We start from the raw sequence: 25,444 nt of genomic DNA on the forward strand, positions 1-25,444 counted from the left end.
ATTTAGCTCGTCTATGCTGTTATAATCTTGATATTTACTTAAATTAAGAAAATTTTCATCTATAAAATTGTAACCGATCGCTTTTAAAAAAAGTAATTTTTCTAAGAGATCTTTATTTTTATGAAATTTCATTTTTGGATTATAACTTGATTTACTTAAAGTTTAAATTATAGTTTTTTCGGACTGATTTATTCAAAGGAATTTAAGTATTGCTTTGATAAAATCCCACTTTTTATATTAACTTTAAGGATAGAAATGAAAAGGACTTATCAACCTCATAAAACCCCTAAAAAACGCACTCATGGCTTTCGTTTAAGAATGAAAACTAAAAATGGCCGCAAGGTTATCAACGCTAGACGTGCTAAAGGTAGAAAAAGATTGGCTGCTTAGCTGGTTTTGAGTCACTAAGTGACTCGAGAGAATTTTCTCAGGTTTATAAAGAGGCCAGTAAATGGCACTGCGACGCTTGCGTAGTTTTTTATAAACCTACAATTGAAAAAAAATTAGCAGTTGTTGCTAGCAAAAAAGTGGGAAAAGCAGTAGTTAGAAATAGAGCAAAGAGACTTTTAAGAGCTGCTTTTTTTTCTATTTCTAATGAGCTAAAAGATGGCACTTACATTATGGTCGCAAAAAATGGAATTACAGAAATTTCATTTGACAAAATTTGTAAAAATTTGAGCTGGTCTACAAAAAAAATGGGATGTCTAAAATGAAAAAATTTGCGATTAAATTTATCGCTTTTTATCAAAAATATATTTCCATACTTCTTCCAAAAAGCTGTCGCTACTATCCGACTTGCTCACAATACGCCATTTGGGAATTTCAAACAAACAGCTTTTTCTCTGCTTTTTTTGCAACATTCATGCGAATTTTAAGATGCAATCAACTTTTCAAAGGCGGTATTAACTACCCAATCATCCGCAAAAAATTTAACTCATGTTTTATATTTCAAAAAAGCGATACCAAAAATGTAAATTTCTGGTTTATCCCTTGCCAAAATAGTAAATTTTATGTCGTAAAAGTATTAGATAAATTAAAGGAAAAAAAATAAATGGAACAGATGTCTATGCAAAAAAGGTTGCTTCTTGCAGCACTTTTGTCAATCGTATTTTTCATAGTATATGACTTTTTTATGCCAAAAAGAGCTCCACTAGAGCAAAACCAGACAACGATCTCTCAAACAATGGATCAAAGCAAAGCCCCAGCCTCTACTAACGATACTCCAAAATCAAATGAAAATTTAGCTTCAAACGAGATAATCGCTACCATCAAAGGTCAAAGCTACGAAGCAAAGATAGATAAACTAGGTAGGATCGCGAAATTTTATCTAACCGAAGATAAGTACAAAACAGAAGATGGCAACAAAATCGAGCTTGTTTCACAAAATCCACTACCGCTTGAGCTTAGATTTAACGATAGCGCTTTAAATACTGATGCTTTTAAGGTTGCATATAGCAGTGACGCTAGCGAGGTAGATGCTAGCAGCGAGCCTAAAACTATAAAACTCACTCAAAACTTAGACGGCGTTACAGTCACAAAAAATATCAAATTTTACCCAAATGGTCGTTACGAGATTGAAGTAAATTTAAGTAAAGGCGTTGATTATTTCATCACTCCTGGCTTTAGACCAAATATCGCGATAGATAGCTACACAGTTCATGGTGTCATGCTTAGAAATACAGACGATAGTCTAAATATCATAGAAGATGGCGATGCAAAAGAGGTTAAAAACTATGCAAACACAACTATAGCAGCCGCATCTGATAGATACTACACAGCACTATTTTACTCATTTAACAAGCCATTTGAAGCTGTTGTTGATAAAGATGCAAATAACAATCCTATCGTCTTTGTAAAGGCAAATGATAGCTTAAAACTAGGCGCTTACATCGGACCAAAAGAGCATAAAATTTTAAGCTCGATGGATGAGAGGCTAAATGACGTTATCGAGTATGGTTGGTTTACATTTATAGCAAAGCCGATGTTTGCATTCTTAAATTTCTTACATAACTACATTGGCAACTGGGGTTGGGCGATAGTTGTGCTAACGCTTGTTATAAGGGTAGTTTTATTCCCGCTTACTTATAAGGGCATGCTATCGATGAATAAGCTAAAAGAGCTTGCTCCAAAGGTAAAAGAGATCCAAACAAAATATAAAGATGATAAGCAAAAGATGCAAGTTCATATGATGGAGCTATACAAAAAACATGGCGCAAACCCGATGGGTGGCTGCTTGCCGATCTTGCTTCAAATTCCGGTATTTTTTGCGATCTACCGCGTTTTACTAAATGCGATCGAGCTAAAAGGTGCTCCTTGGATACTTTGGATACACGATCTTTCAGTGATGGATCCATACTTTGTGCTACCTATCTTGATGGGTCTAACGATGTTTTTACAACAAAAACTTACACCAACGACATTTACTGATCCTATGCAAGAAAAGGTTATGAAATTCTTGCCTTTGATCTTCACATTTTTCTTTGTGACATTCCCAGCAGGTCTTACGCTCTATTGGTTTGTAAATAACGTTTGTTCGGTCGTTCAACAAGTCTTTGTAAATAAACTTTTTGAAAAACATAAAAAAGCTGCGGAGGTAAAGGCTCAATGAAAATAGAAGCAAATACCCTCCAAGAGGCATTTCAAAAGGCAGCCGAGCAGCTTAACTGCTCGGTCACTGAGCTTGATATAAAGGTCTTGCAACATCCAAGTGGCGGAATTTTTGGATTTTTTAAAAAGACAGCGATCATTGAGGCAAATTTAGAAAATCAGCCAAAACCACAACATAAACCAAAAAATGATAGAAATTTTGCTAAAAAAAGTGATGAAAACGAGCCTGCAAAAGAAGAGAAAAAACAGAGTAAAAAACACGATCATAATGATAAAAAGCGAAATCCTAAAAAGCATAAAGATGAGAAAAATGAGACTAAGTCTGAGCAAAAAGAGCATAAAAATGAAAAGCCAAATTTGAGTGAAAAAAACTCAGCTCTTGCTAAAGATGCCTTTGCTGAAAAGGGTGAAAAAGAGGCTGAAGAGCCAGGATATGTCATAAAAAGACTTGATGAGCCAAAAGAGCAAAAAGAGAGTAAAGGGGTAAAAGAGCCACAAGCTAGTAAAAGTGCTCCTAAAAATATCCTAGATACTTCAATCATCGAAAATTTCAACCAAACTGATGAAGAGAGCGCGCCTCAAGCTTTACCAAAAGAGAAAAAAGAGAAAGTTGTAATCGACTTTGATAAAATTTTGCCTGAGATAAAAGAGGGTATGACGCGTCTTTTTAAAGCAAGCTGCTTTGAGATAGATAAGGTAGAAGTTAGTAAATTTAACGATGAGACCGTGCTTATCGAGCTAGACGGTGCTGACGCGGCGCTACTTATCGGCAAAGAGGGTTATAGATATAAAGCGATCTCTTATATGCTCTATAACTGGCTAAATTCAAAATACAACCTCGCTATCCGCCTTGAGATCGCGCAATTTTTGCAAAATCAAGAAGCGATGATGGATCAATATCTAAATGGTGTGATCGAGCGTGTTCAAAATAGCGGCAGAGCCCAAACAAAGCCACTTGATGGAGTTTTAGTTAAGATCGCACTTGAGAAACTTCGCGAGAAATTCCCAGATAAATATGTCGGCATAAAAAGCGGCAATGACGGCAAATTTGTCGTCGTAAATGACTTTTTTAAAAAATGAGTGAAACTATCGCAGCCCTTGCCACAGCTTATGGCATCGGCTCAGTTTCTATCGTAAGGCTTAGCGGCAAGGACGCCTTGGCTACCTCTTTAAAACTACTTAAACTTTCAAATTTAGAGCCAAGATACGCAAAACTAGCTAAAATTTACTCCCTTGATGATGAAATTTTAGACGAGGGCATCGTTATATATTTTAAGGCTCCAGCAAGCTTTACTGGTGAGGATATCGTCGAGTTTCAAACTCATGGTGGCGTGATGGTGAGCGAGAGAATTTTAAATGAGCTAATAAGAGCTGGCGCAAGGCTTGCTATGCCTGGCGAGTTTAGCAAGCGAGCATTTTTAAATGGCAAGATGGATCTAGCCAAGGCTGAGGCGATGCAAGGGCTCATCACTTCAAAAAGCGAGATCGCGGCTAAAATTTTGACCCGCCAGATGCAAGGTGATCTTAGTAAATTTGTAGGCGAGATCAGGGGTGAAGTGGTCAAAACTCTTGCCTTTGTTGAGACGATGATTGACTATGCTGATGATGATCTGCCTGCAAATTTGCTAGAGCAGACTAAGCAGATGCTTTTAAAAAATAGCGAGAAGCTAGAGCGCATAGCCACTCTTAGCGAACAAAGAAGAGGGCTGATAGATGGCTTTAAGATCGCCATCGTTGGCAAGCCAAATGTTGGCAAAAGCTCTATCTTAAACTCGTTTTTGGCATATGAAAGAGCGATCGTTAGCGACGAAGCGGGCACAACTAGAGATAGGATAGAAGAAAATTTCAAGATCGGCTCGCATCTAGTTCGCATAATAGACACTGCAGGCATCAGAAAAGATGCTGGAAAGATCGAGCAAATCGGCATAAACTACTCAATCTTGGCCATAAACGAGGCCGACATCATCCTAGCTGTCTTTGACAGCTCAAATCCAAGCGACGAGCAAGATAAAGAGATAATAAAGCTCGTTTCTAACTCAAACAAAAAAGCCTTTTTTATCCTAAACAAAAGCGATCTTGCGTTTAAATTTGACATAGAGCTAGAGGGCGCTATCAAAATTTCAGCAAGAACTGATACGAGCGTAGTTTTAAAAGAGCTTGAAAGCTACCTCAAGACGCAAGATACTGACGAGATCATGCTAAGCTCAAACCGCCAAATTTTAAGCTGCAAAGAGGCGAGCGAGGCTTTAAAAAGAGCGTTTTTAAGGCTAAATGAAGAGGAGCTAGAAATTTTTGCTTACGAGCTAAATACCGCGATAAAGGCACTTGCAAGCATCACAAAGCCATTTGAGAGAAGCGAAATTTTAGACGAAATGTTTAGCCATTTTTGTTTAGGAAAATGATACTTTTTTTTGGTTAAAATCTGCGCTTTTTAAAGGAGAAAAAATGAAAATTTTACTTATAAATGGTGGCAAAAAATTTGCCCATTCAGATGGCAGGCTCAATCAAACACTTCACAATCTTGCATGCGAAAAACTAGCAAAAATGGGTCACGAGGTAAAACAAACCGCTATAGATCAAGGCTATGATATCGAGGCTGAAATTGAGAAATTTCTCTGGATGGACGCGGTAGTTTGGCAGATGCCAGCTTGGTGGATGGGCGAGCCTTGGATAGTGAAAAAATATATCGACGAGGTCTTTACAGCAGGTCATGGCAAGCTTTATACGAGTGATGGCAGGCATAGGGTTGATCCAGCCAAAAACTATGGCAAAGGCGGCTTGCTAAATGGCAAGAATTTTATGCTAAGTCTTACTTGGAATGCCCCAGCTGAGGCATTTAGCGATCCAAACGAGTTTTTTGAGGCGCGCGGCGTTGATGGGGTTTATTTTCATTTTAGAAAGGCAAATGAATTTATGGGCTTAAAGTCGCTTCCGCACTTTATCTGCTGCGATGTTATCAAGATGCCAGACGTGCCAATATACCTAAAAGAGTATGAGGCACATCTTGAAAAAGTTTTCAAAGCGTAAAAACAAATTTCTACCGCTCTCTAGCCATTTGCGCTAGGGGGCATCTAAATTTATATCTATCTTGGTTGGGGAAAATGAGGAGAAAATTTCTATTTTTAGCTGCTGTTGTCTTTTTTGCTGGGTGCGCTGGCAAGCAAATTCTAAAGCCAAGCGATGAGGCAAATTTACTCTACCTTGAAAATAACGAAACCTTGCACGAGATGAAATTTGATAAGCTGCAAAACAGCCTAGATGACTTTAATAAATTTGCAAACATTATTGGTAAGGCTGAGATAAAAGCAGCTGGAGTCAATGCAGAATTTAGCGCTCTTGGCGATCTCATGCAAGGCAGCGCGGCAGACAAAATGGTGCTTGTTAAAAATTTAAGCACAAACCATGAGCTCATCTTGTCAAATGCTAGTGACATAGAGGAGCTCGTAAATGCAAAAAATATCAAATTTTATGAAATTTCAAATGGAGCTATCAAAAGCATAGTTTATAGCACAAAGAGCATGCCAGTTTGCGAAGCTTTTGCAGGTGGCAAAGAGGTGATAAAAGTAAAAAGCGTGACAAATCACCCTTTGAAAAATGGCTTTTTTGCGGTGATCTTAAACTCAGATATATCTAATGATCAAGGCTTTTTTCTAAGAGAGACGAGCTATTATTTCAACCTTTCAAGCGAAGATGAAGAGAAGATTAAGGCTGAGACGCTAACGCAAAATTTTTATAAAACATTTATCGAAAGTGACCTTGTAAATCAAGGCAAAATTCTCTCAAATGTGCTTTGTTTTAGTAAATTCCAAAAGGCTTTTTAGTAACTTTTTATAAGCAAGGTTGTAAAATAGCTTAAAATTCTTAAAAGGTTACATCAATGGATAAAGCTACCATACAAGCACATAAAATCAGCGACGAAGAGTATGAGGAGATCTTAAAAATTTTAGGCCGTGAGCCAAATTTACTAGAGCTTGGCATATTTTCGGCGATGTGGAGCGAGCACTGCAGCTACAAATCAAGCAAAAAATACCTAAACGGCTTTCCGACAAAGGCACCTTGGGTCATCCAAGGACCTGGCGAAAATGCTGGCGTCATCGACGTTGGCGACGGGGTTGCAGCTGTGTTTAAGATGGAGAGTCACAACCACCCAAGCTTTATCGAGCCGTTTCAGGGCGCTGCAACTGGCGTTGGTGGAATTTTAAGAGACGTCTTTACGATGGGCGCAAGAGTCGTTGCGAATATGAACTCACTTCGTTTTGGAGAGATAAGAGGCGAGGGCGAGCTAGCCAAAAAGCATAGATATTTGCTAAAAGGAAGTGTCGCTGGTATCGGACACTACGGCAACTGCATGGGTATCCCAACGATCGGTGGCGAGACTACCTTTGATCCTAGCTTTAATGGCAACATCCTAATCAACGCCTTCGCGCTTGGACTTTGCAAAAGTGATGAAATCTTCTACGGCAAGGCTGAAGGTGTGGGCAATCCAGTCATTTACGTGGGCTCAAAGACCGGTAGAGACGGACTTGGCGGCGCTGTTATGGCGAGTGATAGCTTTAACGACGAAAATAAATCACTTCGCCCAACGGTGCAAGTAGGCGACCCATTTGCTGAGAAACTGCTTATGGAGGCGTGCTTAGAGCTCTTTAAAAAAGACTACATCATCGGCATCCAAGACATGGGCGCAGCAGGGCTTACTAGCTCTAGCTTTGAGATGGCTGGTAGAAGCGGCAGCGGCATGAAGATGTATCTAGAGCGCGTGCCGATGCGCGAAGTTGGCATGACGCCTTATGAGCTAATGCTAAGCGAGTCTCAAGAGCGTATGCTAATTTGCGCCAAAAAAGGTTACGAGCAAAAGGTGCTTGAAATTTTTAGAAAGTGGGACCTTGACGCTGAGATCATCGGTGAGGTCACAAGTAGTGGCGTGATGCAGCTTTACTGGCATGACGAACTTGCAGGCGAAATCCCTATCGGCCCACTTAGTGAGGCAGCTCCGGTGCTTGATCGTCCAGTCGCACGTCCAAAATACCTTGATGAGATAGCAAATTTAAAAATTCCAAACAACATTGATAACAAAACGGCATTTTTTAAGCTTTTAAAAGAGCCAGAAGTGCTAAATAAGAGCTTTATCTACGACCAATACGACGCAAATATCCAGACAAACACGATAAAACAGCCTGGCTGCTTGGGCGCTGCAAGTATCAGAGTAAAAGGTACTAAAAAGGCCGTCTCTATGGCTGCGCAGTGCGATCCAAGAGCAAATTTCGTTGATCCAAAAATAGGCGCTGCAAGAGCCGTCGCTGCAGCTGGTAGAAAGGTCGCGATGAGCGGCGCTGTGCCACTTGCGATCACCGACTGCTTAAACTACGGCAACCCGCAAAATCCAGAGGTTATGTGGCAGTTCAAAGAGGGTTGCGAAGGGATAAAAGAGGCTTGCCGTGAGCTAAATACGCCAGTCGTTAGCGGTAACGTGAGCCTTTATAACGACACTGACGGCGTTAGCGTCTATCCAACGCCAGCCATCGTCACGGTTGGTGTAAATGAAGATGCAAATTTAAACCTAAAAAGTACATTTTTAAGCGAGGGCAGGGCGATTTACTTGCTTGGCGAGACAAGTGGGGAGTTTGCAGCTTCGCTTTACGCAAAGGCACTATTTAACGTGGTTGGCGGTAAGCTAAAAGAGGTTGATTATAAAGCTGAGAGAGCCCTTTGTGAGCTAGTGATAGAGGCAAATAAAGAGCAAATTTTAGAGTTTGCAAATAGCGTAGGCGTAGGTGGTCTTGCTATCACGCTGGCAAAAATGGCTAGCATCTCAAACATCGGCATAAATTGTGAAGTTAAATTTAAAGAGCCAAATTTTATCTTTGATGAGAGCTTTTCAAGAGCAGTTGTGGGCGTGAAAGATGAGGCTAAATTTGAAGCACTTACGACTAAATTTGGTGTGAAATTTGAAAAGATCGGCGTTAGTGGCGGCAAGAGATTTAAACTAAATGATATAGATGAGAGCTTAGAGGACGTAAGAGAAATTTATCTAAATGAGTTTGCAAAAATCGTAAAAAAGGAGGACTAAGAGATGTTTTCTAAAAAGGAAAAAGTAAGCGGAGAAAAGGAAGTAGAGCAAAACGAGAAAAAGGGCGTGGCAAAACCGCCAGTGCTCTTTAGCGATACTCAAAATTTGATAAGTACGATAGAAAAAAGGCTAAATGCCCCTTTGATAACCTACTACAACTCAAACGCTGGTAATGTCTGCGGCAACGATGCAAGCGCAATGTATGAAATTTTAAAGGGTAAAAAGATAGACACTGCCTATCTTTTTATAAAAAGTGATGGTGGTAGCGGTATAGCAGCGCTTAGGATCATTAGCACCCTTAGAAACTACTGCAAAAATTTAATAGCACTGATCCCATCAAACTGCGCTTCAGCTGCTACGATGATGGCGCTTGGAGCAAACGAGATCGTGATGGGCCCACTTGCCTATCTAACGCCAGTTGATACATCGCTCAAGCATGAACTTAGCCCTACAAACAAGGGCAACGAGCTTGTTAGTGTCTCTATGGACGAGCTTAGCCGTGTAGTCAAGCTTTGGAAAGAGCAGGACAAGGATAGACCAAACGACACAAACCCCTATAACTCGCTATATGAGTATATTCATCCGCTAGTTTTTGGTGCGGTTGATCGTGCTAGCTCGCTCTCGCTTAAAATTTGCTCTGAGCTACTTAGATATCACATAGATGATGATAAAAAGATCGTTGAAATTTCAGAGCGACTAAACGCAGACTACCCAGCGCATGAGTATCCGATACTCTTTCGTGAGGCGCAGGAGATCGGTCTGCATGTCAAGAAAATGGACGATGATCTAAACGAGATGCTTCAGGAGCTAACGCTGCTTTACTCGGAGATGGGGCAGCGAGCCTTTACCGACTACGATGAGAACAGCTATCACGATAACAACATCGCAAACATCATCGAGACAAACGGTAAGCAAATTTACTATCAGATAGATAAAGACTGGTTTTATCGCCCTGAGGAGCGCCGCTGGAACGTGATGAACGACGAGAGCTCATGGCGCAAAAATGAGCTGGTAAATGGCAAGATAAAAAATACAATCTATCACTTGTGGTAATATGTCTGGAGTCCTGTTTTTACTGATATTAGGCGGTGCGATATTTTTATTTATGAATGTCCAAATAGGTAGTAACCGCAATAAACAAGCAAATGTAAATGAGGCTAAATTTCTAGTCTCACTGCTTGCAAAAGTCGCTAAAAGTGATGGCAGAGTTAGTGAGCTAGAGGCTAGACTGATCACTCAAGTGCTAGATGATCTAAGCCAGAAAGTTAGCGGCGTTAGCGGCGTGCGCGAGTATCTAAAAGAGGTCTATAACAGCCAAAAAGAAAATGTAGATAACGCCTATGAAACCGCCAGAAACTACAAGCGCGCGTTTAATCTAAACTACGATACCTGCGTGGCTAGGCTCACTTTTTTTCTAAATTTAGCCTATATAGACGGTGAGTTTAACAAAAGCGAGCAAGATGTCATAAGAAATATCGCTTATGGATTTGGCATCGACAAAGAGACGCTTGATGAGATAATCTTTAAATTTGATAGCTTTTATGGCTCGAGGTTTGGGGCAAATCACGATGAGATAAGCCAAGAAAACTATGCATTTGAGGTTTTAGGACTTAGTAAAAATGCAAGTCTTGAAGAGGTAAAGGCTCGCTACAAAGAGCTTGTGAGGCAGTATCACCCTGACATTTTGATGGGCAGGGGTGAGAGCAAAGAGGTGATAGAGCGCTCGACTAAGAAGCTTCAGGAGATAAACGAGGCTTATGGGCGATTAAAAGAGAAATTTGGAGTTTAGATGAAGAAATTTGTGATTTTACTTTTGGCTGTGGCTGGCTTTTGTAGAGAGCTAAACGTAAGCGATCTTGATGGAAATGAGATCAAATTTGAGCTAAAAGATAGTGCGCTTTATGAAAACGGCAAAAAGATCGGCGAATACAATAAGACAAGCGCTGCTAGCATCATCCTAGCTGGCAGTGATGGTGTAGAGGCTGATTTTAAGGCAGTTAGAGCTAAAAATTTAAATGAGTTTAAAGAGTATATATTTTCAGATGAGGGCGGCATAAAGGTGGTGAAATTTAGCGCTAAAAGCCCGATCTGCAAGGCATTTAGTAAAAAAGAGGCTGTAAATTTAAGCGTGCTAAGTTCAAGCTATTTTAGTGGCAAGCAAATTTCAAACTATGCTTTTAGTGTGGATATCGCAGGTGGCGAGTTTCAAAATTTAGTTAAAAAGAGCCATTTTGCAGTAAATGCTAGTGGCAAAAGTTTAGAAAAACTAGAAAATTTAACAGAAGAAAATATCAAAAAAGACACAGCTATGGGGCTACTAGTGCTTGAAAAAGCGATGTGTTTGGCGGAGTAAATTTGATAAAACAGGAGAATGAAGTATTGAGCGCTCATAAAATTTCAGCCTATCAAATTTCTTTGATTGAAAAAATTAATGAAGATAAATTTGAATTTAAAGATATTGAACATAAATTTATATTTGAAAGCGTAAAAAAAGAGTGTAGTATTTGCAAAATAGAAGAGAAAAACTTTAAGATATTTAAAATATTTAGTTTGTTTTTTTTAGTTCTCGAAAGTTCATATTTTGAGTACGATGGTGAAAAGACATTTTGTAGTCAAGACGATGAAAAAAATTATTTTATAAAAAATCTATCTAAATATTTCTCTAATAAAAAAGAATTAGATGAAAATAATTTTGAGCTAGATAAAAATTTTATATACTATGCTATTAAGGGTAAAAACAATGGTTTAAATGATGAACAGATATCAATGTTGCTTAGAGGGAGTAAGACTTTGAAAATTTTATCAGAAAATAGATATACCTCTAATGATATTGATGTTGTTTTTGCTGAAAGTGGATTTTTAATGTTATCAAATTCTAAGTTTGGTATCGATGATAAAAAAGCTGAGCGATTTATACTTTTGTTTTTAATAGGATTGGCTTACAATATAAACACACAAAAATTTATAGAAAAGACTATAAATACAGTATCAGATCCAGATAAAGCTAAAAAAGTTAAAGAATTGGAAAAAATTAGAGATGATTTTTGTATTTATAGTATAAAAAGTTTTTTCTTAAATCCAGTCAAGCAAGAAAAACATCAATGTTATGAAATTTGGGAGTTTATTGAAAGAAATTATCATGTAAGAAAATTTTACAATGAAGCTAAAAAACAAGTTAGTGAATTAACTCTTTTAATAAGAGGAGATTTAGATAAAAAATTTGAACATAAGATGATAACACTTGGCATTTTTGTGACAGTTATTGTTGCCATATGTTCATTTTTTGCAGGAAAATATCTTTAAAATTTAATAAAGGAGAAAAAATGAGAGCGTTGCTTAGCGTTAGCGATAAAGAGGGTATTGTAGAGTTTGCAAAGGGGCTAGAAGAGCTTGGCTGGCAGATACTTTCAACTGGTGGCACCTACAAACTTTTAAAGAGCGAGGGCGTCAAAGCCACTGAGGTTAGCGAATTTACGGCGTCGCCTGAGATGTTTGAGGGCAGGGTAAAGACGCTTCATCCAAAGATACATGGTGGCATCTTGCACAAACGTGACGACGCTACGCACGTGGCTCAGGCAAAGGAGTATGGCATCGAGGGCATCGACCTAGTTTGCGTAAATTTATATCCATTTAAAGAGACTACGATTAGGACTGATGACTTTGCCGAGATCATCGAAAATATCGACATCGGCGGCCCAGCCATGGTAAGAAGCGCTGCTAAAAACTTTAAAGACGTGCTTATAGTCACAAGCGTGCTTGATTACGATGAAATTTTAAAGCGCCTAAGAGAAAAAAGCGATGATTATGAGTTTAGAAGATCGCTGATGATAAAGGCGTTCGAGCATACAGCAGCCTATGACAGCATGATCGCAAACTATATGAATGATAGATTTAATGGCGGTTTTGGTGATGCTAGATTTATCGTGGGAAGCAAGGTTTTTGACACCAGATACGGCGAAAATCCACACCAAAAAGGCGCGCTTTATGAGTTTGATTATTTCTTCACAAACAACTTTAGAGCCCTAAAAGGCGAGGCAAGTTTCAATAACATGACCGATATAAATGGCGCGCTAATGCTTGCAACTAGCTTTGAGGACGCGCCAGCAGTGGCTATCATCAAGCACGCTAATCCTTGCGGCTTTGCGGTAAAAGATACGCTACTTGAGAGCTACGTGGCAGCGCTTAAGTGCGATCCGATATCAGCATACGGCGGCGTGGTGGCGATAAATGGCACGCTTGATGAGGAGCTAGCTAAAAAGATAAATGAAATTTACGTTGAAGTGATCATCGCTGCAAATGTCGATGATGCCGCGCTTAAGGTGTTTGAGAGCAAAAAACGCATCAAAATTTTCACTCAGGATAATAAATTTTTAGTCCGCGCAAATGATAAATTTGACTTTAAGCACATCGATGGTGGATTTGTATTTCAAGAAAGGGACCTTGTAAAAGACGAAGAGCTTGAAAACATGAAGCAAATGAGCAAGAAATTTGCAACTGGTAGCGAGCTAAAAGACGCTCAGATAGCGTGGAAAGTGGCTGCACTAACAAAGAGCAACTGCGTAGTTTATGTAAAAGATGGCGCTATGGTGGCCATTGGCATGGGTATGACTAGCCGTGTGGATGCTGCTCGTGCGGCCGTGGCAAAGGCAAAAGAGCTAAAGATCGATCTAAGTGGCTGCGTGCTTGCAAGCGAGGCGTTCTTTCCATTTAGAGACAGCATCGACATCGCTAGCAAAGTGGGCGTAAAATGCGTCATCGAGCCGGGCGGCAGTATCAGAGATGATGAGGTGATAGAGGCTGCCGATGAGCACGGCATATCGCTATATTTCACTGGTGTTAGACACTTCTTGCACTAAAATTTAGGGGCGCTTTGCCCCTTACTTCACACTTTATAACTTTAAATTTTATATAATCCTTCAAAAAAGGAGCTCACATGAAAAAGATATTAAATTTTCTCTTGGTTTTGGCGGTATTTTTGGGTGTAAATTTGATGGCTAAAGATGAGTTTTTAAAGGAGCAGACGATGGCAGGGCAAAATTTGAAAGAAATTTATTTAGCAGGTGGCTGCTTTTGGGGCATGCAGGGATATTTTAAAAAGATATTTGGCGTGGTGGATACAAAAGTAGGCTACGCAAATGGTAAGAGCGAGAGCACGAGCTACCGTGAGCTTCATGAGAGCGATCACGCCGAGACACTTTATGTGAAATTTGACGAAAACAGGGTCGCTTTGGCTGAAATTTTGGCTCATTTTTTTAGAGTGATCGACCCGACCTCGCTAAATAAACAGGGCAATGACGTCGGCAGACAGTATAGAAGCGGGATTTACTATGTTAGCAAGGACGATCTGCCAGTTATTGAGAGCTTTATAAAGATCGAGCAAAAGAAATTTAAAGATAAGATCGTGGTTGAGGTAGCACCGCTTAAAAATTTTATCATTGCTGAGGAGTATCATCAAGACTATCTTGATAAAAACCCTTTTGGATACTGCCACATCGATCTAAATTTGGCAAATAAGCCACTTTATGATGAGGCTAAATTTAAACCGCTTAGCAAAGAGGAGCTAAAGAGAAATTTAAGTAGCGAGCAGTATGCCGTGACGCAGGAGGCGGCGACTGAGAGGCCATTTAGCAGCGAGTATGATAAATTTGACAAAAAGGGCATCTATGTCGATATCACCAGCGGCAAGCCACTCTTTTCAAGCGCTGATAAATTTGACGCAGGATGTGGCTGGCCAAGCTTTACAAAGCCTATCACGACAACGGCGCTTGCGTATAGCGAGGACAACTCATTTATGATGAAAAGGGTTGAGGTGAGGTCTCAAAACAGCGACGCACACCTTGGGCATGTTTTTGATGACGGACCAAGCGACAAGGGTGGGCTAAGATACTGCATAAACGGAGCAAGCCTTAAATTTATACCGCTTGAGGATATGGCTAGGCTTGGATACGAGGAGTTTATCCCATACGTTAAGTAGAGCCTTTTGTTGAAGCAAATCAATGGTTTGAAAAGTTTAATCAGAGTATAATTCTCCAAAATCAAAAGGAGAAAAAATGAGTGAATTTTTCAAAAATGCAGAGCAGTTTAACGTTGAGGGTGCGACGGTGCCTTTTTATAAATTTAGTGAAAATGGTGTAAGCTTTGTGGGCTTTGACTCACGTCCTTGCGTGCCGCCAGAGCCTATGATAAACGCGCTTTTGGCTATAAAATTTGCCAATAAAAACACAAAGATCGTGATGGTAAATCACAAATTTCCAGCTGGGCTCATCCCAAAGATAGAAAAGAGCTTTGATGTGGAGCGCGAGGACCTTGAAGGCGGAGCTGTGAAGATGACTTTTAGCCTAAAAGAGGGTGCGAGCATAGAAAACATAGACAACAGCCTTTGCCACTAAGATGCTTTTAAACACTTATGCGCCGCCATTTAAGCTAGTTGGCGGCTACTTTATCGCTGGCATTTTTTTCTTAGCGCTAAGCGTCCTGGCGTTTTTTTACGCTGATTTTGAGGCGATTAGCTCGCTAAACACGGCTGGTTTTTTGCATATATTTTTCGTGGGCTTTGTGATGAGCATCATCATCGGAGCGCTCTATCAGCTAACCTCGGTCATTTTAGAAAAGCCATTTTTTACGGTCAAGGGGGCTATTTTAAATTTAGCCATCTTTTGTCTGTCGCTACTTGCTATGAGCTATGCGATGATATTTGGCGAGGCTAGGATTTTGCAAATCAGCGGAGTTTTTCTCTTTGGCACACTTCTCTTTTTTGGCTCGACCTATGCACTAAGCTTTATGGGTAATGAAAAAAGAAGCTTTGCAGCCTTTGTGCTCTTTGTCTCGGCGATATTTTTGCTAGTTGGCATAACGCTTGGATTTTGCCTAGTGATGATACTTGGTGGCACGCTTATGCTTGATTTTACTATGACGCTAAAATTTCACGTATATTTTGTGCTGGGTTTTGTATTTTTCGTGATACTTGGGGCTGCAAGCGTGCTTTTACCGATGTTTGCTTTGGCTCATGATCTTAAATTTACACTTAGCAAAGCCTCTCTTGCCTCTTATATTTTGGCTGGCGTTTTGCTGGCAATCGATGAAAATTTAGCTATTTTTGCAGTGGCTATGGCAGCTTTGCTTTTTATAGCTCAGGCGTTTTACATCCTAAAAAAGCGCGTGAGAAAGGCGTATGATTACTGGAATGTAAATATCGCTCTTTCGCTATTTGCCTTGCTTTGCGCTGCTATTTTTATGATTTTTGAAAAGTTAAATTTGGCTGCATTTTTTATGATATATGGCTTTTTGTTTGCCTTTATCGTGGCTCATCTATATAAGATCGCGCCATTTCTTATCTGGTATCACTACGTGGCACCCTTTGTTGGCAAGGCAAAAGTGCCACTGCTTGATGCGATGATACTAAAAAAGGCTGCATATCTTGCCATAGCTTTTAATGCTATTTCGCTTGTTTGCTACTTTTTGGCGGTTAGCTTTGAGATGAGAAATTTGGTCTATGCAAGTATGATTTTTATGGCTTTAAGCATCATTTTGCTTGCTGTAAATATGATAAATGTTTTTAAATTTACTGGTTTTAAAGGATAAAAAATGAAAGAAAAAATTTATGATGCTCTGTCAAATATCGTCGATCCCGAGGTTGGCTTTGACATCGTTTCGCTTGGGCTCATATATGATGCGAGCTGCGATGAAAACGGCAAAGCAAAGGTGACGATGACGCTTTCAACTAAGTCTTGTCCGCTTCATGAGATGATACTTGGCTGGGTTGAAACGGCTGTGCTTGGTGTGGAGGGCGTAAAAGAGTGCGAGATCGACCTAGTTTGGGAGCCTGAGTGGAATATCCAAATGGCAAGCGACTTTGTAAAAGCACAACTTGGAGTAAATTAATAAATTTGGCTAGAAATCTAGCTTTACTAGCAAATTTCTAGCTTTTCTTCTTAAACTTCTACTTTAAATTTTAAAAATATCATAAAAGCGTAGTTAAATTTGTTTGGGAGTGCTTAAAGTATTTAATAAATTCACAAATAAATTTATGCAAGTAAAAACTAAAAATAATGCGAGTTATAGAAGATAATTTTAGGCGTTTGCTAGGTAATGGTTAAAATTTGAATATATTAAAAGGTAAATTGCAAGATAAACTTGCAATTTAACAGGAGAATTTTTAGTTAGGACTTAGTCCATTTGGTGACGAAGATATGATGGAATGTCTAGCTGAGAGATATACTCATCGCTATTGTAGCCACCACTTACTCTTCTTTTTAAAACGATATTTTTATTTAAAAGATCATTTTCAGGCTCTTGGGCTATTTTTTTTTCTTCGCTTTCTTTTTCTGCACCTTTAAAACCTGTTGCGATGATAGTAACTTCGACTTTATTGTCTTCTATGTTTTCATCAGTTGTTGTACCAAAGATCACATCAGCATCATCATCAGATGCCTCCTCGATCATTGACATCGCGCTATGAAGATCATCAAGTGAGCAGTTTGGATGCATTTTAAAATGAACTAAAACACCAAGCGCTCCGTTTATGTTCATGTTATCAAGCAGTGGTGATTGGATAGCATTTTTTATAGCTTCTTGAGCTGCACCCTCGCCATAAGCCTCGCCAACGCCCATTAAAGCATGACCTCTGTGGCTCATAACTGTTTTTACGTCAGCAAAATCAAGGTTGATATCGCTAACACCAGAGTCAAGCACGATAGAGCACATACCATTTACCGCTCTTGCAAGCACTTCATCAACCATTTTAAAGCTCTCTTTGATGCCTGATTTTTTATCTATCAAAGTTAAAAGTCTGTCGTTTGGTATGATAACGATAGAGTCGCTCTCTTTTCTAAGTTCGCTTAGACCTATATCAGCTAGCTTGCTGCGCTTTTTACCCTCAAATGAAAAAGGCATAGTTACAACAGCAACTGTTAGCGCACCTATCTCTTTTGCGGCTTGTGCAACAACTGGAGCAGCGCCTGTACCTGTACCACCACCAAGGCCTGAAGCGATGAACACAACATCAGAAGTCTCAAGAGCACTTTTTATCTCTTCGTAGCTCTCTTGTGCAGCTTCTTTGCCAACCTCTGGTCTCATGCCAGCGCCAAGACCTTTTGTCTTTTTCTCACCAAGTTGTATCTTTGTGTGCGCAGGAGAATTGTCAAGTGCCTTAGCATCTGTATTTGCTATCATTAGATCGATGTCTAAATTTGGATTTTCTCTTATGATGTGGTTTATCATATTACCACCACCACCACCTACGCCTACTACCTTTATCTTTGCGCTATAAAGGCTCTTGTTCTCTTCGATTGTGAAACTGTTGCTCATTGTAAAAATTCTCCTCAAAATAGTTGTGTCATGCTGTGCCAAAATTTCTTTAAAGCACTTGGTTTTTTTTCTTGCTTACTTATATCAGCGATATTTGCAAGCTCGTTTTTGTTGTTTGTTTGCTCTAAATTTATATCCATATTTACAAGCTCAATGCCCTCTTCAAAATCATCTTTATCTTGTTTTTTTACTTCAAATTTCTCTTTTTTCTCTTCTTCAAAAATATTAAAATTTGCTTTTGGCTTTGATCTTAACTCGCCTTTATATCTCATCTTTTTTTCTGAGTCTATCTCATAAGGTGTAAATTCACCAGCGCCATACATGCAAAGTCCTATGGCACAAGAATTTGCTGGATCTCTTAAAATCTCATATAAACCATCCATCTCTTTTGGTCTAGCGATCCTAACTGGCATGTTGTCAAATATCGCAGAAGCTAAGTCTTTTAACCCATCAAGCTTTGTCATGCCGCCGGTTAGTACTATGCCAGCGCCAACAAGATCTTTGTATCCACTATCTTCAAGCATATTTGCAAGCACCATCACAGTCTCTTCTGCTCTAGCTGAGATGACATTTGATATAACATCAAGTGAAACTTCGTGAGTTTTTTGCTCATCGCCAAGTCTTGGAAGCTCGATAAGATCAACTGATTTATTTACCAGTTTGCCATATTCTAGTTTTATCTCTTCAGCTTTTGGCAAAGGAGTATGAAGCGCCATTGAAAGATCTATAGTTATATTTGCAGAGCCAACGTGTAGATATGAGTTATACCTTAGTGAATTTCCAGCGTGCACTACCATATTACATGTCTCGCCGCCCATATCTATAAGTGCAACACCAAGTTCTTTTTCGTCTTTTGTTAGTGTTGCTATGGCTGATGCGTAACCAGAAAGAACGACGTTATCGACTTGTACGCCTGCTAAATTTACAGCCTTTCTTAGATTGCTTAGTTGTGATTTTTGGATACTTATGATATGTGTTTGTACTTCAAGTCTAGTGCCATTCATACCGATAGGATCTTCTATAAATTCTTGTCCATCCACCTTAAAGTTGTAAGGTAAGACATGAAGTTTTTCATATTCTGGTGAGGTCTCGGCATTGTGATCTGCCATCTGCATGGCACGCTCTATCTCTTTTATGCCTATTTCATGATTTGGTATATTTACTACGCCACTGCTATTTACGCTTTTAGTATATTTTCCAGATATCGAAACCACTACTCTTTCATAGTGTGTGCCTGCAACTTTTTGTGCTTCTATGAGTGCATTTTTTATAGACTTTGCAGCTAGTTCAATGTTGTTTATAGCACCCTTTTTTATACCTTGTGCTTTTTCTGTGCCTATTCCTATTATTTTTATGCCATCATCATTTTGTTCTGCTATAACAGCACAAATTTGAAATGATCCGACATCTATGCCTAAAATTCTAGTACTCAAAATTTTTACCTTTTGACATATTCTTTAACTTCATAATATTTTAGAAGTTTATTTGTTAAATCTTTTATCAACTCGTTGTTTTTAAGCATTGCAACATTTTGTTGTGTTATTTGCTTATAGTTGTTATTTATATTGTTAGTAAGCAATCTTTGTTCCAAAATATCGTACACTACGGCTTTGTCATCTAATATAACATAACCTTTTGTGTTGTTAGTGTCAAAAAGTTGAGATACAAAAGCCCTTGTATCGCTCTCATTTAAGCCCGCAATAGAGCCATTTACCTCTCTGCTAACAAAGCCAACATCTGTGCCTTTAAAGTTTTGTAGAGTATCTTTTGCTTTTGCTGTTAAAATTTCTTTTTCTTTTTTACTTTTATAAATTTCAAGCACATTAGCTCTTGCTTGTTCAAAGCTCATAGGTTGTGGAGGAGTTATACTTTTTACTCTAGCTATTAAATAGCCATCTTTGTAGATAAATGGTTTCATCACTTCGCCAACTTTTGCACCCTTAATCTCATCAAGTGAAAAAGTAGCGTTGTCCTCATTTACGCTTATAAAACCATTAGTTGCAAGTTCAGCTTTTTTGACAGCGACATACTTTTCTAAAGCGTTAGTTTTGCTTTGTTCTATGTTATAGTCTTTATTAACCTCAGCTTTTACCTCGCTAAAAGGTTTTATCTTGTCATCAGATCCCTTGTATTTATCTTGGTTTTCATTATAGTAAGACTTTAAAACGCTTTCGTTTGCGTCGCTTTTTTCTGACTCGACAAAGTATGTATCTATGCCATAAAGTGTCTTTGTCATATAGTTATTTTTATTTATCTCCCAAAGATCTTTTAGCTCTTTTTCATCTACCTTGATCTCGTTTTGATCAGCATTTACTACTTGCACAGCTAATTTATCTTGCATGAAAAAGCTAGCTTCCATCATGGCGATATCTTCTTTGCTAGCAGGCAAATTTAAAATAGTTCTAAGTTTATCTAGTAAGATAGTTAGTTTTAGATTATCTTCAAAATCAGTTGGGTTTATCCTGGCTCTTCTTAGCACATCGTAGTATAAATTTTTGTCAAAAACGCCGTCTTTTTGAAATGTTGGATCGACGATTATATATTTTAAAACATCGTCTTTATTAACACTTAGACCGATGTCGTCTGCAAAATTTAATAGTAAATTTTCTTGAATAGCAGCTTGAAGTGCAGCATTTTCTAGGCCTAACTCTTCAGCTTTCTCTTGAGTTAATTTGCCTTCAAATACATTGTTGTAGTACTGATATAGCCTATCATATTTTTGTTGCAACTCTTGAACGCTTATATTTCTATGTCCTACTTTGGCTACTGAAGTAGCTCTGTTGCTGTTTAGATCGTATGCGCCCCAGCCGACAAAACCAGCACCGACAAAAGCTATCGTGCTTACCCAAATTGTCACGACTAGGTATTTTTTATGTTTTTGCATCCAAGATAACATTAAGTTCTTCCTTTAAAATACTAACAAAGCTTGTGCGATATTTTATAGAAATTTGGCTTAAATAAGCTTAAAATGGGGCTTTATAAAAACGTTTCTTGCTAAATTTTTACTAACATTTTTTATCTTTGTTAGCAAAAATTTAAATGCTAAAATCGCTGTAATCACCAGTAAAATGAAGCAGTTTGCAGCTGTTTTCTAACAAGGCTATATCTTTTGCAAGTAGCTGAGGGCTCCTGCTATACGCGTAAACGCCGTATCCTTTGATCACGACGACGTTAGTATTTTTCTCTATCATCGCTCTATAAATTTCTGTCTCAGCACGCTCATACCAGTCGTCAAACTGCTTTGGATCATAGACTAAAATTTCATTAAACCTCATGCATCCAAAATAGTCTTTTGGCGCGATCTTTTCATGTTTCATTGCATAAGCTGTCACGTATGGAGGCATGGCGTAGCAGACAAATTTTGCTTCATTTATGTTTTTGTAGATATTTAAGTGTATATCAGCATCCAAACTCGCATCATTCCATCGGTAGTCTTTTTTTGATGAAAGAAGCGTTAGATCACTATCTTGCAAGTCGTCAAAAATGGCACTTTGCTTGTTGATGATAAATTGATTTTTTTCTACCCTTGCCGAGATAGAACCATGAAAAACACCAAAAAAATTCTTTCTAAACATCGAAAGAGATATCTTTTTTATCTCATTTGTTGAGTGCAGTAAGTCCATTTTTTCTCCTATGTTTGGGTGATTATATTTAAGCTATCTTAAAATTTGTGTAAAATTTTATGTAATGATAGCTTTTTAAGTAAAATTTCGATAAATTTTCACACTAATTTCACTAAAGAGGCAGTGTTGCAAAGTCCGCATATTAGCGTTTTACTTGACGAAGTTGTATCATTTTTTAAAGACCTGCGTGGAAATTTTATAGATTGCACGCTTGGATATGCTGGACATTCTAGTGCCATTTTGTCTCAAAATGAAAATTTAAATTTGATCGCTTGCGACAAAGACAACGAAGCTATAAATTTCTCGCTCAAAAAACTTGAGCCATTTGGCAACAGAGTGAAAATTTATAAGAGCAATTTTTCTGAGCTTATTAGCAAACTTAGTAGCGATGAAATTTCAAATGTTAGAGGGATTTTAGCTGACATTGGCGTTAGCTCTTTACAGATAGATAAAGATGATAGAGGCTTTAGCCTTGGCTCAAGCGCGCTTGATATGCGCATGGATAAAGAGCGAGGATTTAGCGCCTATGACGTGGTAAATGATTACTCGTTTGATGAGTTAGTTAGGATTTTTAGGGATTACGGCGAGCTAAAAAATGCCGCTGGGATCGCAAATAAGATAATAAATGCTAGAAATTTAAGCAAGATAACAAGCGCAAAAGAGCTTGCAAACATAATAGGCACAGCTCAGATAAAAGGGCGCGGTGTTAGCCCTGCGATCCTTGCTTTTCAGGCGATTAGGATAGAGGTAAATGGCGAGCTAGATGAGCTAACAAATTTGCTTTATAGCATAGAAAAGGGCGGTTTTAAAGATTGTTTGGTGGCAATCATAACATTTCACTCGCTTGAAGATAGGATCGTAAAAGAGCGCTTCAAAAAGTGGGCAAACAGCTGTATCTGTCCGCCTGGCATCTACCGATGTGAGTGCGGAAACAACCACGATCTGGGCGAAATTTTAACCAAAAAACCACTAACAGCAAGCCAAAGTGAGCTAGCGCAAAACTCACGAAGCAAGAGCGCAAAACTGCGTGTTTTTAAGATAAAAGGATAAAGATGCAAGAAAAAGAAGAGCTGCTAACACTTCACGACGAGGAGCAAAAACGTGAGGTAAATTTAAGCTTTAAGACGCTAGTGATGGTCTATCTGGCGGTTTTTATAGCGCTGGCTCTATTTTTGCCAAAAATTTATATAGCAAATCAAATTTATTATATAAGTAGAGATATCGCCGATATCAGCGGCAAACGAGATATGCTCCTTGAAGAAAACAGAGCTCTTAGCATAAAGCTTGAAAATTTGCGTTATAAAAATCAAATTTTAAACAATATGCAAGAGCGTCAATGGAAATAATTAAGAAATTTAAAAGCTTTATCCGCTACTACGACCCTGCAAATTTCCAGCTCATCTACTCGCTAAAAGCCGCCACAACCATCGCTTTTAACTGCTTTTTGTGCTTTTACTTCTTTCATCTAAGTGGCGCTATCATGGCTGTAAATATCACGATGGGTATCTTCTTTCTTGGTGAGCTTGAGTGCAAAGATAGGAGTAAATTTGCATTTTTGCTGCTTTATATCGTGCTTTCTTGCGCTTTTATGCCATTTGTTGATCCATTTATCAGCCTTGGCGTTTGGCTCTCGTTTATCGTATTTGTCTGGATATTTGTGGTAGGAATTAGCCAAATTTATAGCTCAAATTTAAACAAAATTTTACTCGCCGTAAATGCAACAGGGTTAGTTGCCTTTGTGACAAAGGCCGCAGTAGGGCTAAATGTGATTGAAAGCATCGGCGGTCTGGTACTTGCTAGCGTGCTAAGTATCATCATAAAATTTGAAAATTTTGGCAAATACGGCAAATTTACTAAAAAGAGTATCAGTTTTTTGCTAGACAACGCCATCTTATCGAGCAAGGCGCTTGGCACGAGCCATTTTTACGCAAGTATCGCAGATTTGATGAGCTCGATTGATAAATCAAAAGAAATTTTTGCAAACAAAAGCCTAAAGATAAAAGATGTTAAGCTAGTTAGAAATCAAGCCAAAGCGCTATTTTATTTTTATAAAGTTGAAGAGATCGCCCTTTTGCTTCGAACTTTGGGCGCTTCGTTTGAAAGGATCGAGGACAAAGCGCTTTTAAATGAGGTAAAAAATGAGATCGCTTACAACCTTTTTGAGCTTAAAAAAATTTTCAAAAATCAAACTCCAAAGCTAAAATTTGATGCACTAAATTTAGCTAAAAACTCAAATTTTAAAATTTTTGCAAGCTCGCTTGGCGTGCTTTACGATAAATTTTTGCTTATAAAAGAGGGCGGCGAGGACAAACTCTCGTTTAACAACACAAAAAAGATCACGCTAAAAGAGGCGTTTAAAAAGCTAAATTTAAAAAATGAAATATTAAAAGAGTCTTTAAGGCTTGCCATTTGCATGTCGATAGCCATTTTTATAGCGCAGGCGATGCATATAAATCATGGAATTTGGATCGCCATAGCGGTGATGAGCCTAAACAAAAGCGACGAAGATGCTTTGAAAAATGCAGGCAGAGATAGCCTTCTTGGCGGAGTTATCGGCTTTTTTATCGCGCTTGTTTTTGTGAAATTTATGGGCGAATCATACGCATTTTACGTGGTTGTCTTTATCGGTATGTTTTTGGTTTATTATCTAAAATCATACAAACAAATCGTCTTTGCAACGGCTTTTATGTTTGAATTTACAGCCATTTTTTCGCTTATAAAAAGAGACTTTTTAGCCCTTATGGTCGATAGATTGCTTGACGTGGCAGCTGGCTTTTTGATAGTTTTTGTCACATATCTATTAACTAAGAAAAATGACTATACAGCGATAAAAAATAGCTTAAGCAGTGCCTTGATAGGTTTTAGAAATTTAGTGCAAATTTCTCTAAATGAGTCAAACAAAGATGCTTTTAGCACGGATGAAAAAGCGATTTTAGTCTCGCTAAATGAGCTAAACTACGCTATAAAAGTTAGTAAAAATTTAGACGATGATAATATGAAAAATGCAAAATTTATAGCTAGCAAGCTTGATGACATAAATAGCGATCTGGTTAAGCTTAGAAATTATCTAAATTTAGACGAGTTAAAAGAGAAAAGCGCCTTGCAAAATGATATAAAAATCATCTCAGATAGGTTTTTGATGCTAGATAAAAAGATCAAAAAACTTCCATATTATTTCATAAGCGAGATAGAAGCGAAGCTACTTTGCAAAGACGAAAATGTTAAAAAGCTAATTTTACGAGTTGCTTTAAAACAAAATGAAATTTACTCAGCGCTCTCTTTTTGAGAGATTAGCTTTTCATATATATATTGTTCTAAATCTTTTTTTGAAACGTCATTTTTAAGAGCGGTGTTGTAAATTTCTTCAACCTTGCTTGAATACTTTTCATATCCAAAATATGGAAAATGCACGCTCCAAGCTTTTTTTATAAGATCCAAGCTTATCTCTCTTCTTGCCCAAACCTTAAACATGTCAAAGCCGATAAAGACAGCTGAAGTGACGATGGTAGTTGCTATTATCGAGATGTGCGCGTCAGCCTTTGCTAAAAAGTGGTGCGTGATGATGAGAAGCGGAAACAAGACTACAAAGCAGATAAGTGCATAAATTTGATAGAGCTTCACGTGGTTAAATCTAAAATTTAGCTTTGCGCCATCAACTAGCATACCTTCGTTAAAAAGGGCATTTGCTTCAAGCAAATCTCTAAATAAAACTGGCTGTTTTGAGACGAAAAAAATATTTTTAATGATAGTGTTTCTTAGATTTTCTTTCATTTTTTATAGACTTTTTACCTTAAAAATTTCAGCTCATTGTATCTAAAAATCTATAAATTCAAACAAAATT

General features: G+C 38.3%; 26 protein-coding genes. 21 read left to right on the forward strand and 5 right to left on the reverse strand.

Features of this window, described 5'->3' with window-relative positions; all coding sequences use genetic code 11:
• The first annotated feature begins 255 nt into the window (after positions 1-255).
• From rpmH to B9N65_RS05415, 18 genes are all read left to right on the forward strand, one after another.
• Entirely contained in the window at positions 256-390 is a 135-nt protein-coding gene (rpmH, locus tag B9N65_RS05330; protein WP_002940373.1) for a 50S ribosomal protein L34, read from the forward strand.
• Positions 378-713, forward strand: a complete 336-nt coding sequence (rnpA, locus tag B9N65_RS05335; protein WP_035142427.1) for a ribonuclease P protein component — start codon at positions 378-380, stop codon at positions 711-713. The genes rpmH and rnpA overlap by 13 nt, the downstream gene beginning before the upstream one ends.
• Positions 710-1,051: a membrane protein insertion efficiency factor YidD gene (gene yidD / locus B9N65_RS05340; RefSeq protein ID WP_087583103.1), complete on the forward strand. Its 342-nt coding sequence runs from the start codon at positions 710-712 to the stop codon at positions 1,049-1,051. Before rnpA ends, yidD begins: the two co-directional genes overlap by 4 nt.
• Entirely contained in the window at positions 1,052-2,608 is a 1,557-nt protein-coding gene (gene yidC / locus B9N65_RS05345) for a membrane protein insertase YidC (protein ID WP_087583104.1), read from the forward strand.
• A complete protein-coding gene (locus B9N65_RS05350; RefSeq protein ID WP_087583105.1) occupies positions 2,605-3,687 on the forward strand; it encodes a Jag N-terminal domain-containing protein in 1,083 nt (360 codons plus the stop codon). Before yidC ends, B9N65_RS05350 begins: the two co-directional genes overlap by 4 nt.
• Positions 3,684-5,009, forward strand: a complete 1,326-nt coding sequence (gene mnmE, locus B9N65_RS05355) for a tRNA uridine-5-carboxymethylaminomethyl(34) synthesis GTPase MnmE (protein ID WP_087583106.1) — start codon at positions 3,684-3,686, stop codon at positions 5,007-5,009. Before B9N65_RS05350 ends, mnmE begins: the two co-directional genes overlap by 4 nt.
• Before the next feature lie 43 nt (positions 5,010-5,052).
• Positions 5,053-5,634: an NAD(P)H-dependent oxidoreductase gene (locus tag B9N65_RS05360; RefSeq protein ID WP_087583107.1), complete on the forward strand. Its 582-nt coding sequence runs from the start codon at positions 5,053-5,055 to the stop codon at positions 5,632-5,634.
• Between the two features lie 74 nt (positions 5,635-5,708).
• Positions 5,709-6,428, forward strand: a complete 720-nt coding sequence (locus B9N65_RS05365; RefSeq protein WP_087583108.1) for a hypothetical protein — start codon at positions 5,709-5,711, stop codon at positions 6,426-6,428.
• A 56-nt stretch (positions 6,429-6,484) separates the two neighbouring features.
• Positions 6,485-8,674, forward strand: a complete 2,190-nt coding sequence (gene purL, locus B9N65_RS05370; RefSeq protein ID WP_087583109.1) for a phosphoribosylformylglycinamidine synthase subunit PurL — start codon at positions 6,485-6,487, stop codon at positions 8,672-8,674.
• Positions 8,675-8,677: 3 nt separating this feature from the next.
• Positions 8,678-9,727: an SDH family Clp fold serine proteinase gene (locus B9N65_RS05375; RefSeq protein WP_002940400.1), complete on the forward strand. Its 1,050-nt coding sequence runs from the start codon at positions 8,678-8,680 to the stop codon at positions 9,725-9,727.
• 1 nt (position 9,728) lies between these two features.
• The gene (locus B9N65_RS05380) at positions 9,729-10,463 is read left to right on the forward strand and encodes a TerB family tellurite resistance protein (protein ID WP_087583110.1); all 735 of its coding nucleotides are present in this window, start codon (positions 9,729-9,731) and stop codon (positions 10,461-10,463) included.
• Positions 10,464-11,027, forward strand: coding sequence for a hypothetical protein (locus tag B9N65_RS05385; RefSeq protein WP_087583111.1), 564 nt, complete (start codon positions 10,464-10,466; stop codon positions 11,025-11,027).
• Positions 11,012-11,977, forward strand: coding sequence for a hypothetical protein (locus B9N65_RS05390; RefSeq protein WP_180385129.1), 966 nt, complete (start codon positions 11,012-11,014; stop codon positions 11,975-11,977). Before B9N65_RS05385 ends, B9N65_RS05390 begins: the two co-directional genes overlap by 16 nt.
• A gap of 20 nt (positions 11,978-11,997) precedes the next feature.
• Positions 11,998-13,530, forward strand: coding sequence for a bifunctional phosphoribosylaminoimidazolecarboxamide formyltransferase/IMP cyclohydrolase (gene purH, locus B9N65_RS05395; protein WP_087583113.1), 1,533 nt, complete (start codon positions 11,998-12,000; stop codon positions 13,528-13,530).
• A 77-nt stretch (positions 13,531-13,607) separates the two neighbouring features.
• Positions 13,608-14,648 carry a peptide-methionine (R)-S-oxide reductase MsrB gene (msrB, locus tag B9N65_RS05400; protein ID WP_087583114.1) on the forward strand — a complete coding sequence of 347 codons (1,041 nt, stop codon included), beginning with the start codon at positions 13,608-13,610 and terminating at the stop codon, positions 14,646-14,648.
• A gap of 76 nt (positions 14,649-14,724) precedes the next feature.
• Complete coding sequence (locus B9N65_RS05405; RefSeq protein WP_087583115.1) at positions 14,725-15,063, forward strand: hypothetical protein; 339 nt, start codon at positions 14,725-14,727, stop codon at positions 15,061-15,063.
• Between the two features lies 1 nt (position 15,064).
• Positions 15,065-16,255: a peptidase M50 gene (locus B9N65_RS05410; protein WP_087583116.1), complete on the forward strand. Its 1,191-nt coding sequence runs from the start codon at positions 15,065-15,067 to the stop codon at positions 16,253-16,255.
• A 3-nt stretch (positions 16,256-16,258) separates the two neighbouring features.
• On the forward strand, positions 16,259-16,555 hold the full coding sequence (locus B9N65_RS05415) for a metal-sulfur cluster assembly factor (RefSeq protein WP_012001609.1): 297 nt from the start codon (positions 16,259-16,261) through the stop codon (positions 16,553-16,555).
• Between the two features lie 285 nt (positions 16,556-16,840).
• On the opposite strand, the gene ftsZ is transcribed toward B9N65_RS05415, so the two are convergent.
• From ftsZ to B9N65_RS05435, 4 genes are all read right to left on the reverse strand, one after another.
• Positions 16,841-17,980, reverse strand: a complete 1,140-nt coding sequence (gene ftsZ / locus B9N65_RS05420) for a cell division protein FtsZ (RefSeq protein WP_012001610.1) — start codon at positions 17,978-17,980, stop codon at positions 16,841-16,843.
• Between the two features lie 14 nt (positions 17,981-17,994).
• A complete protein-coding gene (ftsA, locus tag B9N65_RS05425; RefSeq protein ID WP_021086906.1) occupies positions 17,995-19,413 on the reverse strand; it encodes a cell division protein FtsA in 1,419 nt (472 codons plus the stop codon).
• Positions 19,414-19,418: 5 nt separating this feature from the next.
• Positions 19,419-20,876 (reverse strand): peptidylprolyl isomerase, encoded by a 1,458-nt coding sequence (locus B9N65_RS05430; protein ID WP_087583117.1) that lies wholly within the window; start codon positions 20,874-20,876, stop codon positions 19,419-19,421.
• A gap of 139 nt (positions 20,877-21,015) precedes the next feature.
• Complete coding sequence (locus tag B9N65_RS05435) at positions 21,016-21,603, reverse strand: class II aldolase and adducin N-terminal domain-containing protein (RefSeq protein WP_002940326.1); 588 nt, start codon at positions 21,601-21,603, stop codon at positions 21,016-21,018.
• Between the two features lie 126 nt (positions 21,604-21,729).
• On the opposite strand from B9N65_RS05435, the gene rsmH reads away from it, so the two are divergent.
• From rsmH to B9N65_RS05450, 3 genes are read left to right on the forward strand one after another with little or no spacing between them, the layout of a single operon-like run.
• Positions 21,730-22,653: a 16S rRNA (cytosine(1402)-N(4))-methyltransferase RsmH gene (rsmH, locus tag B9N65_RS05440; protein WP_087583118.1), complete on the forward strand. Its 924-nt coding sequence runs from the start codon at positions 21,730-21,732 to the stop codon at positions 22,651-22,653.
• 2 nt (positions 22,654-22,655) lie between these two features.
• Positions 22,656-22,949 carry a hypothetical protein gene (locus tag B9N65_RS05445; RefSeq protein ID WP_002940285.1) on the forward strand — a complete coding sequence of 98 codons (294 nt, stop codon included), beginning with the start codon at positions 22,656-22,658 and terminating at the stop codon, positions 22,947-22,949.
• Entirely contained in the window at positions 22,940-24,889 is a 1,950-nt protein-coding gene (locus tag B9N65_RS05450; RefSeq protein ID WP_087583119.1) for an FUSC family protein, read from the forward strand. The genes B9N65_RS05445 and B9N65_RS05450 overlap by 10 nt, the downstream gene beginning before the upstream one ends.
• On the opposite strand, the gene B9N65_RS05455 is transcribed toward B9N65_RS05450, so the two are convergent.
• Positions 24,868-25,374: a hypothetical protein gene (locus B9N65_RS05455; RefSeq protein ID WP_002940170.1), complete on the reverse strand. Its 507-nt coding sequence runs from the start codon at positions 25,372-25,374 to the stop codon at positions 24,868-24,870. The two genes, B9N65_RS05450 and B9N65_RS05455, sit on opposite strands and share 22 nt — an antisense overlap.
• Between the last annotated feature and the right edge of the window lie 70 nt (positions 25,375-25,444).

Origin of the sequence: Campylobacter concisus (assembly GCF_002165815.1) — a bacterium.
Classification (GTDB): domain Bacteria; phylum Campylobacterota; class Campylobacteria; order Campylobacterales; family Campylobacteraceae; genus Campylobacter_A; species Campylobacter_A concisus_BH.

Excerpts from the sequence above, each read along its gene's own strand:
- rpmH (WP_002940373.1), top strand. The coding sequence starts at position 256 with ATGAAAAGGACTTATCAACCTCATAAAACCCCTAAAAAACGCACTCAT.
- yidD (WP_087583103.1), top strand. The coding sequence starts at position 710 with ATGAAAAAATTTGCGATTAAATTTATCGCTTTTTATCAAAAATATATT.
- yidC (WP_087583104.1), top strand. The coding sequence starts at position 1,052 with ATGGAACAGATGTCTATGCAAAAAAGGTTGCTTCTTGCAGCACTTTTG.
- B9N65_RS05350 (WP_087583105.1), top strand. The coding sequence starts at position 2,605 with ATGAAAATAGAAGCAAATACCCTCCAAGAGGCATTTCAAAAGGCAGCC.
- mnmE (WP_087583106.1), top strand. The coding sequence starts at position 3,684 with ATGAGTGAAACTATCGCAGCCCTTGCCACAGCTTATGGCATCGGCTCA.
- B9N65_RS05360 (WP_087583107.1), top strand. The coding sequence starts at position 5,053 with ATGAAAATTTTACTTATAAATGGTGGCAAAAAATTTGCCCATTCAGAT.
- B9N65_RS05365 (WP_087583108.1), top strand. The coding sequence starts at position 5,709 with ATGAGGAGAAAATTTCTATTTTTAGCTGCTGTTGTCTTTTTTGCTGGG.
- purL (WP_087583109.1), top strand. The coding sequence starts at position 6,485 with ATGGATAAAGCTACCATACAAGCACATAAAATCAGCGACGAAGAGTAT.
- B9N65_RS05375 (WP_002940400.1), top strand. The coding sequence starts at position 8,678 with ATGTTTTCTAAAAAGGAAAAAGTAAGCGGAGAAAAGGAAGTAGAGCAA.
- B9N65_RS05380 (WP_087583110.1), top strand. The coding sequence starts at position 9,729 with ATGTCTGGAGTCCTGTTTTTACTGATATTAGGCGGTGCGATATTTTTA.
- B9N65_RS05385 (WP_087583111.1), top strand. The coding sequence starts at position 10,464 with ATGAAGAAATTTGTGATTTTACTTTTGGCTGTGGCTGGCTTTTGTAGA.
- purH (WP_087583113.1), top strand. The coding sequence starts at position 11,998 with ATGAGAGCGTTGCTTAGCGTTAGCGATAAAGAGGGTATTGTAGAGTTT.
- msrB (WP_087583114.1), top strand. The coding sequence starts at position 13,608 with ATGAAAAAGATATTAAATTTTCTCTTGGTTTTGGCGGTATTTTTGGGT.
- B9N65_RS05405 (WP_087583115.1), top strand. The coding sequence starts at position 14,725 with ATGAGTGAATTTTTCAAAAATGCAGAGCAGTTTAACGTTGAGGGTGCG.
- B9N65_RS05410 (WP_087583116.1), top strand. The coding sequence starts at position 15,065 with ATGCTTTTAAACACTTATGCGCCGCCATTTAAGCTAGTTGGCGGCTAC.
- B9N65_RS05415 (WP_012001609.1), top strand. The coding sequence starts at position 16,259 with ATGAAAGAAAAAATTTATGATGCTCTGTCAAATATCGTCGATCCCGAG.
- ftsZ (WP_012001610.1), bottom strand. The coding sequence starts at position 17,980 with ATGAGCAACAGTTTCACAATCGAAGAGAACAAGAGCCTTTATAGCGCA.
- B9N65_RS05430 (WP_087583117.1), bottom strand. The coding sequence starts at position 20,876 with ATGTTATCTTGGATGCAAAAACATAAAAAATACCTAGTCGTGACAATT.
- B9N65_RS05435 (WP_002940326.1), bottom strand. The coding sequence starts at position 21,603 with ATGGACTTACTGCACTCAACAAATGAGATAAAAAAGATATCTCTTTCG.
- B9N65_RS05445 (WP_002940285.1), top strand. The coding sequence starts at position 22,656 with ATGCAAGAAAAAGAAGAGCTGCTAACACTTCACGACGAGGAGCAAAAA.
- B9N65_RS05450 (WP_087583119.1), top strand. The coding sequence starts at position 22,940 with ATGGAAATAATTAAGAAATTTAAAAGCTTTATCCGCTACTACGACCCT.
- B9N65_RS05455 (WP_002940170.1), bottom strand. The coding sequence starts at position 25,374 with ATGAAAGAAAATCTAAGAAACACTATCATTAAAAATATTTTTTTCGTC.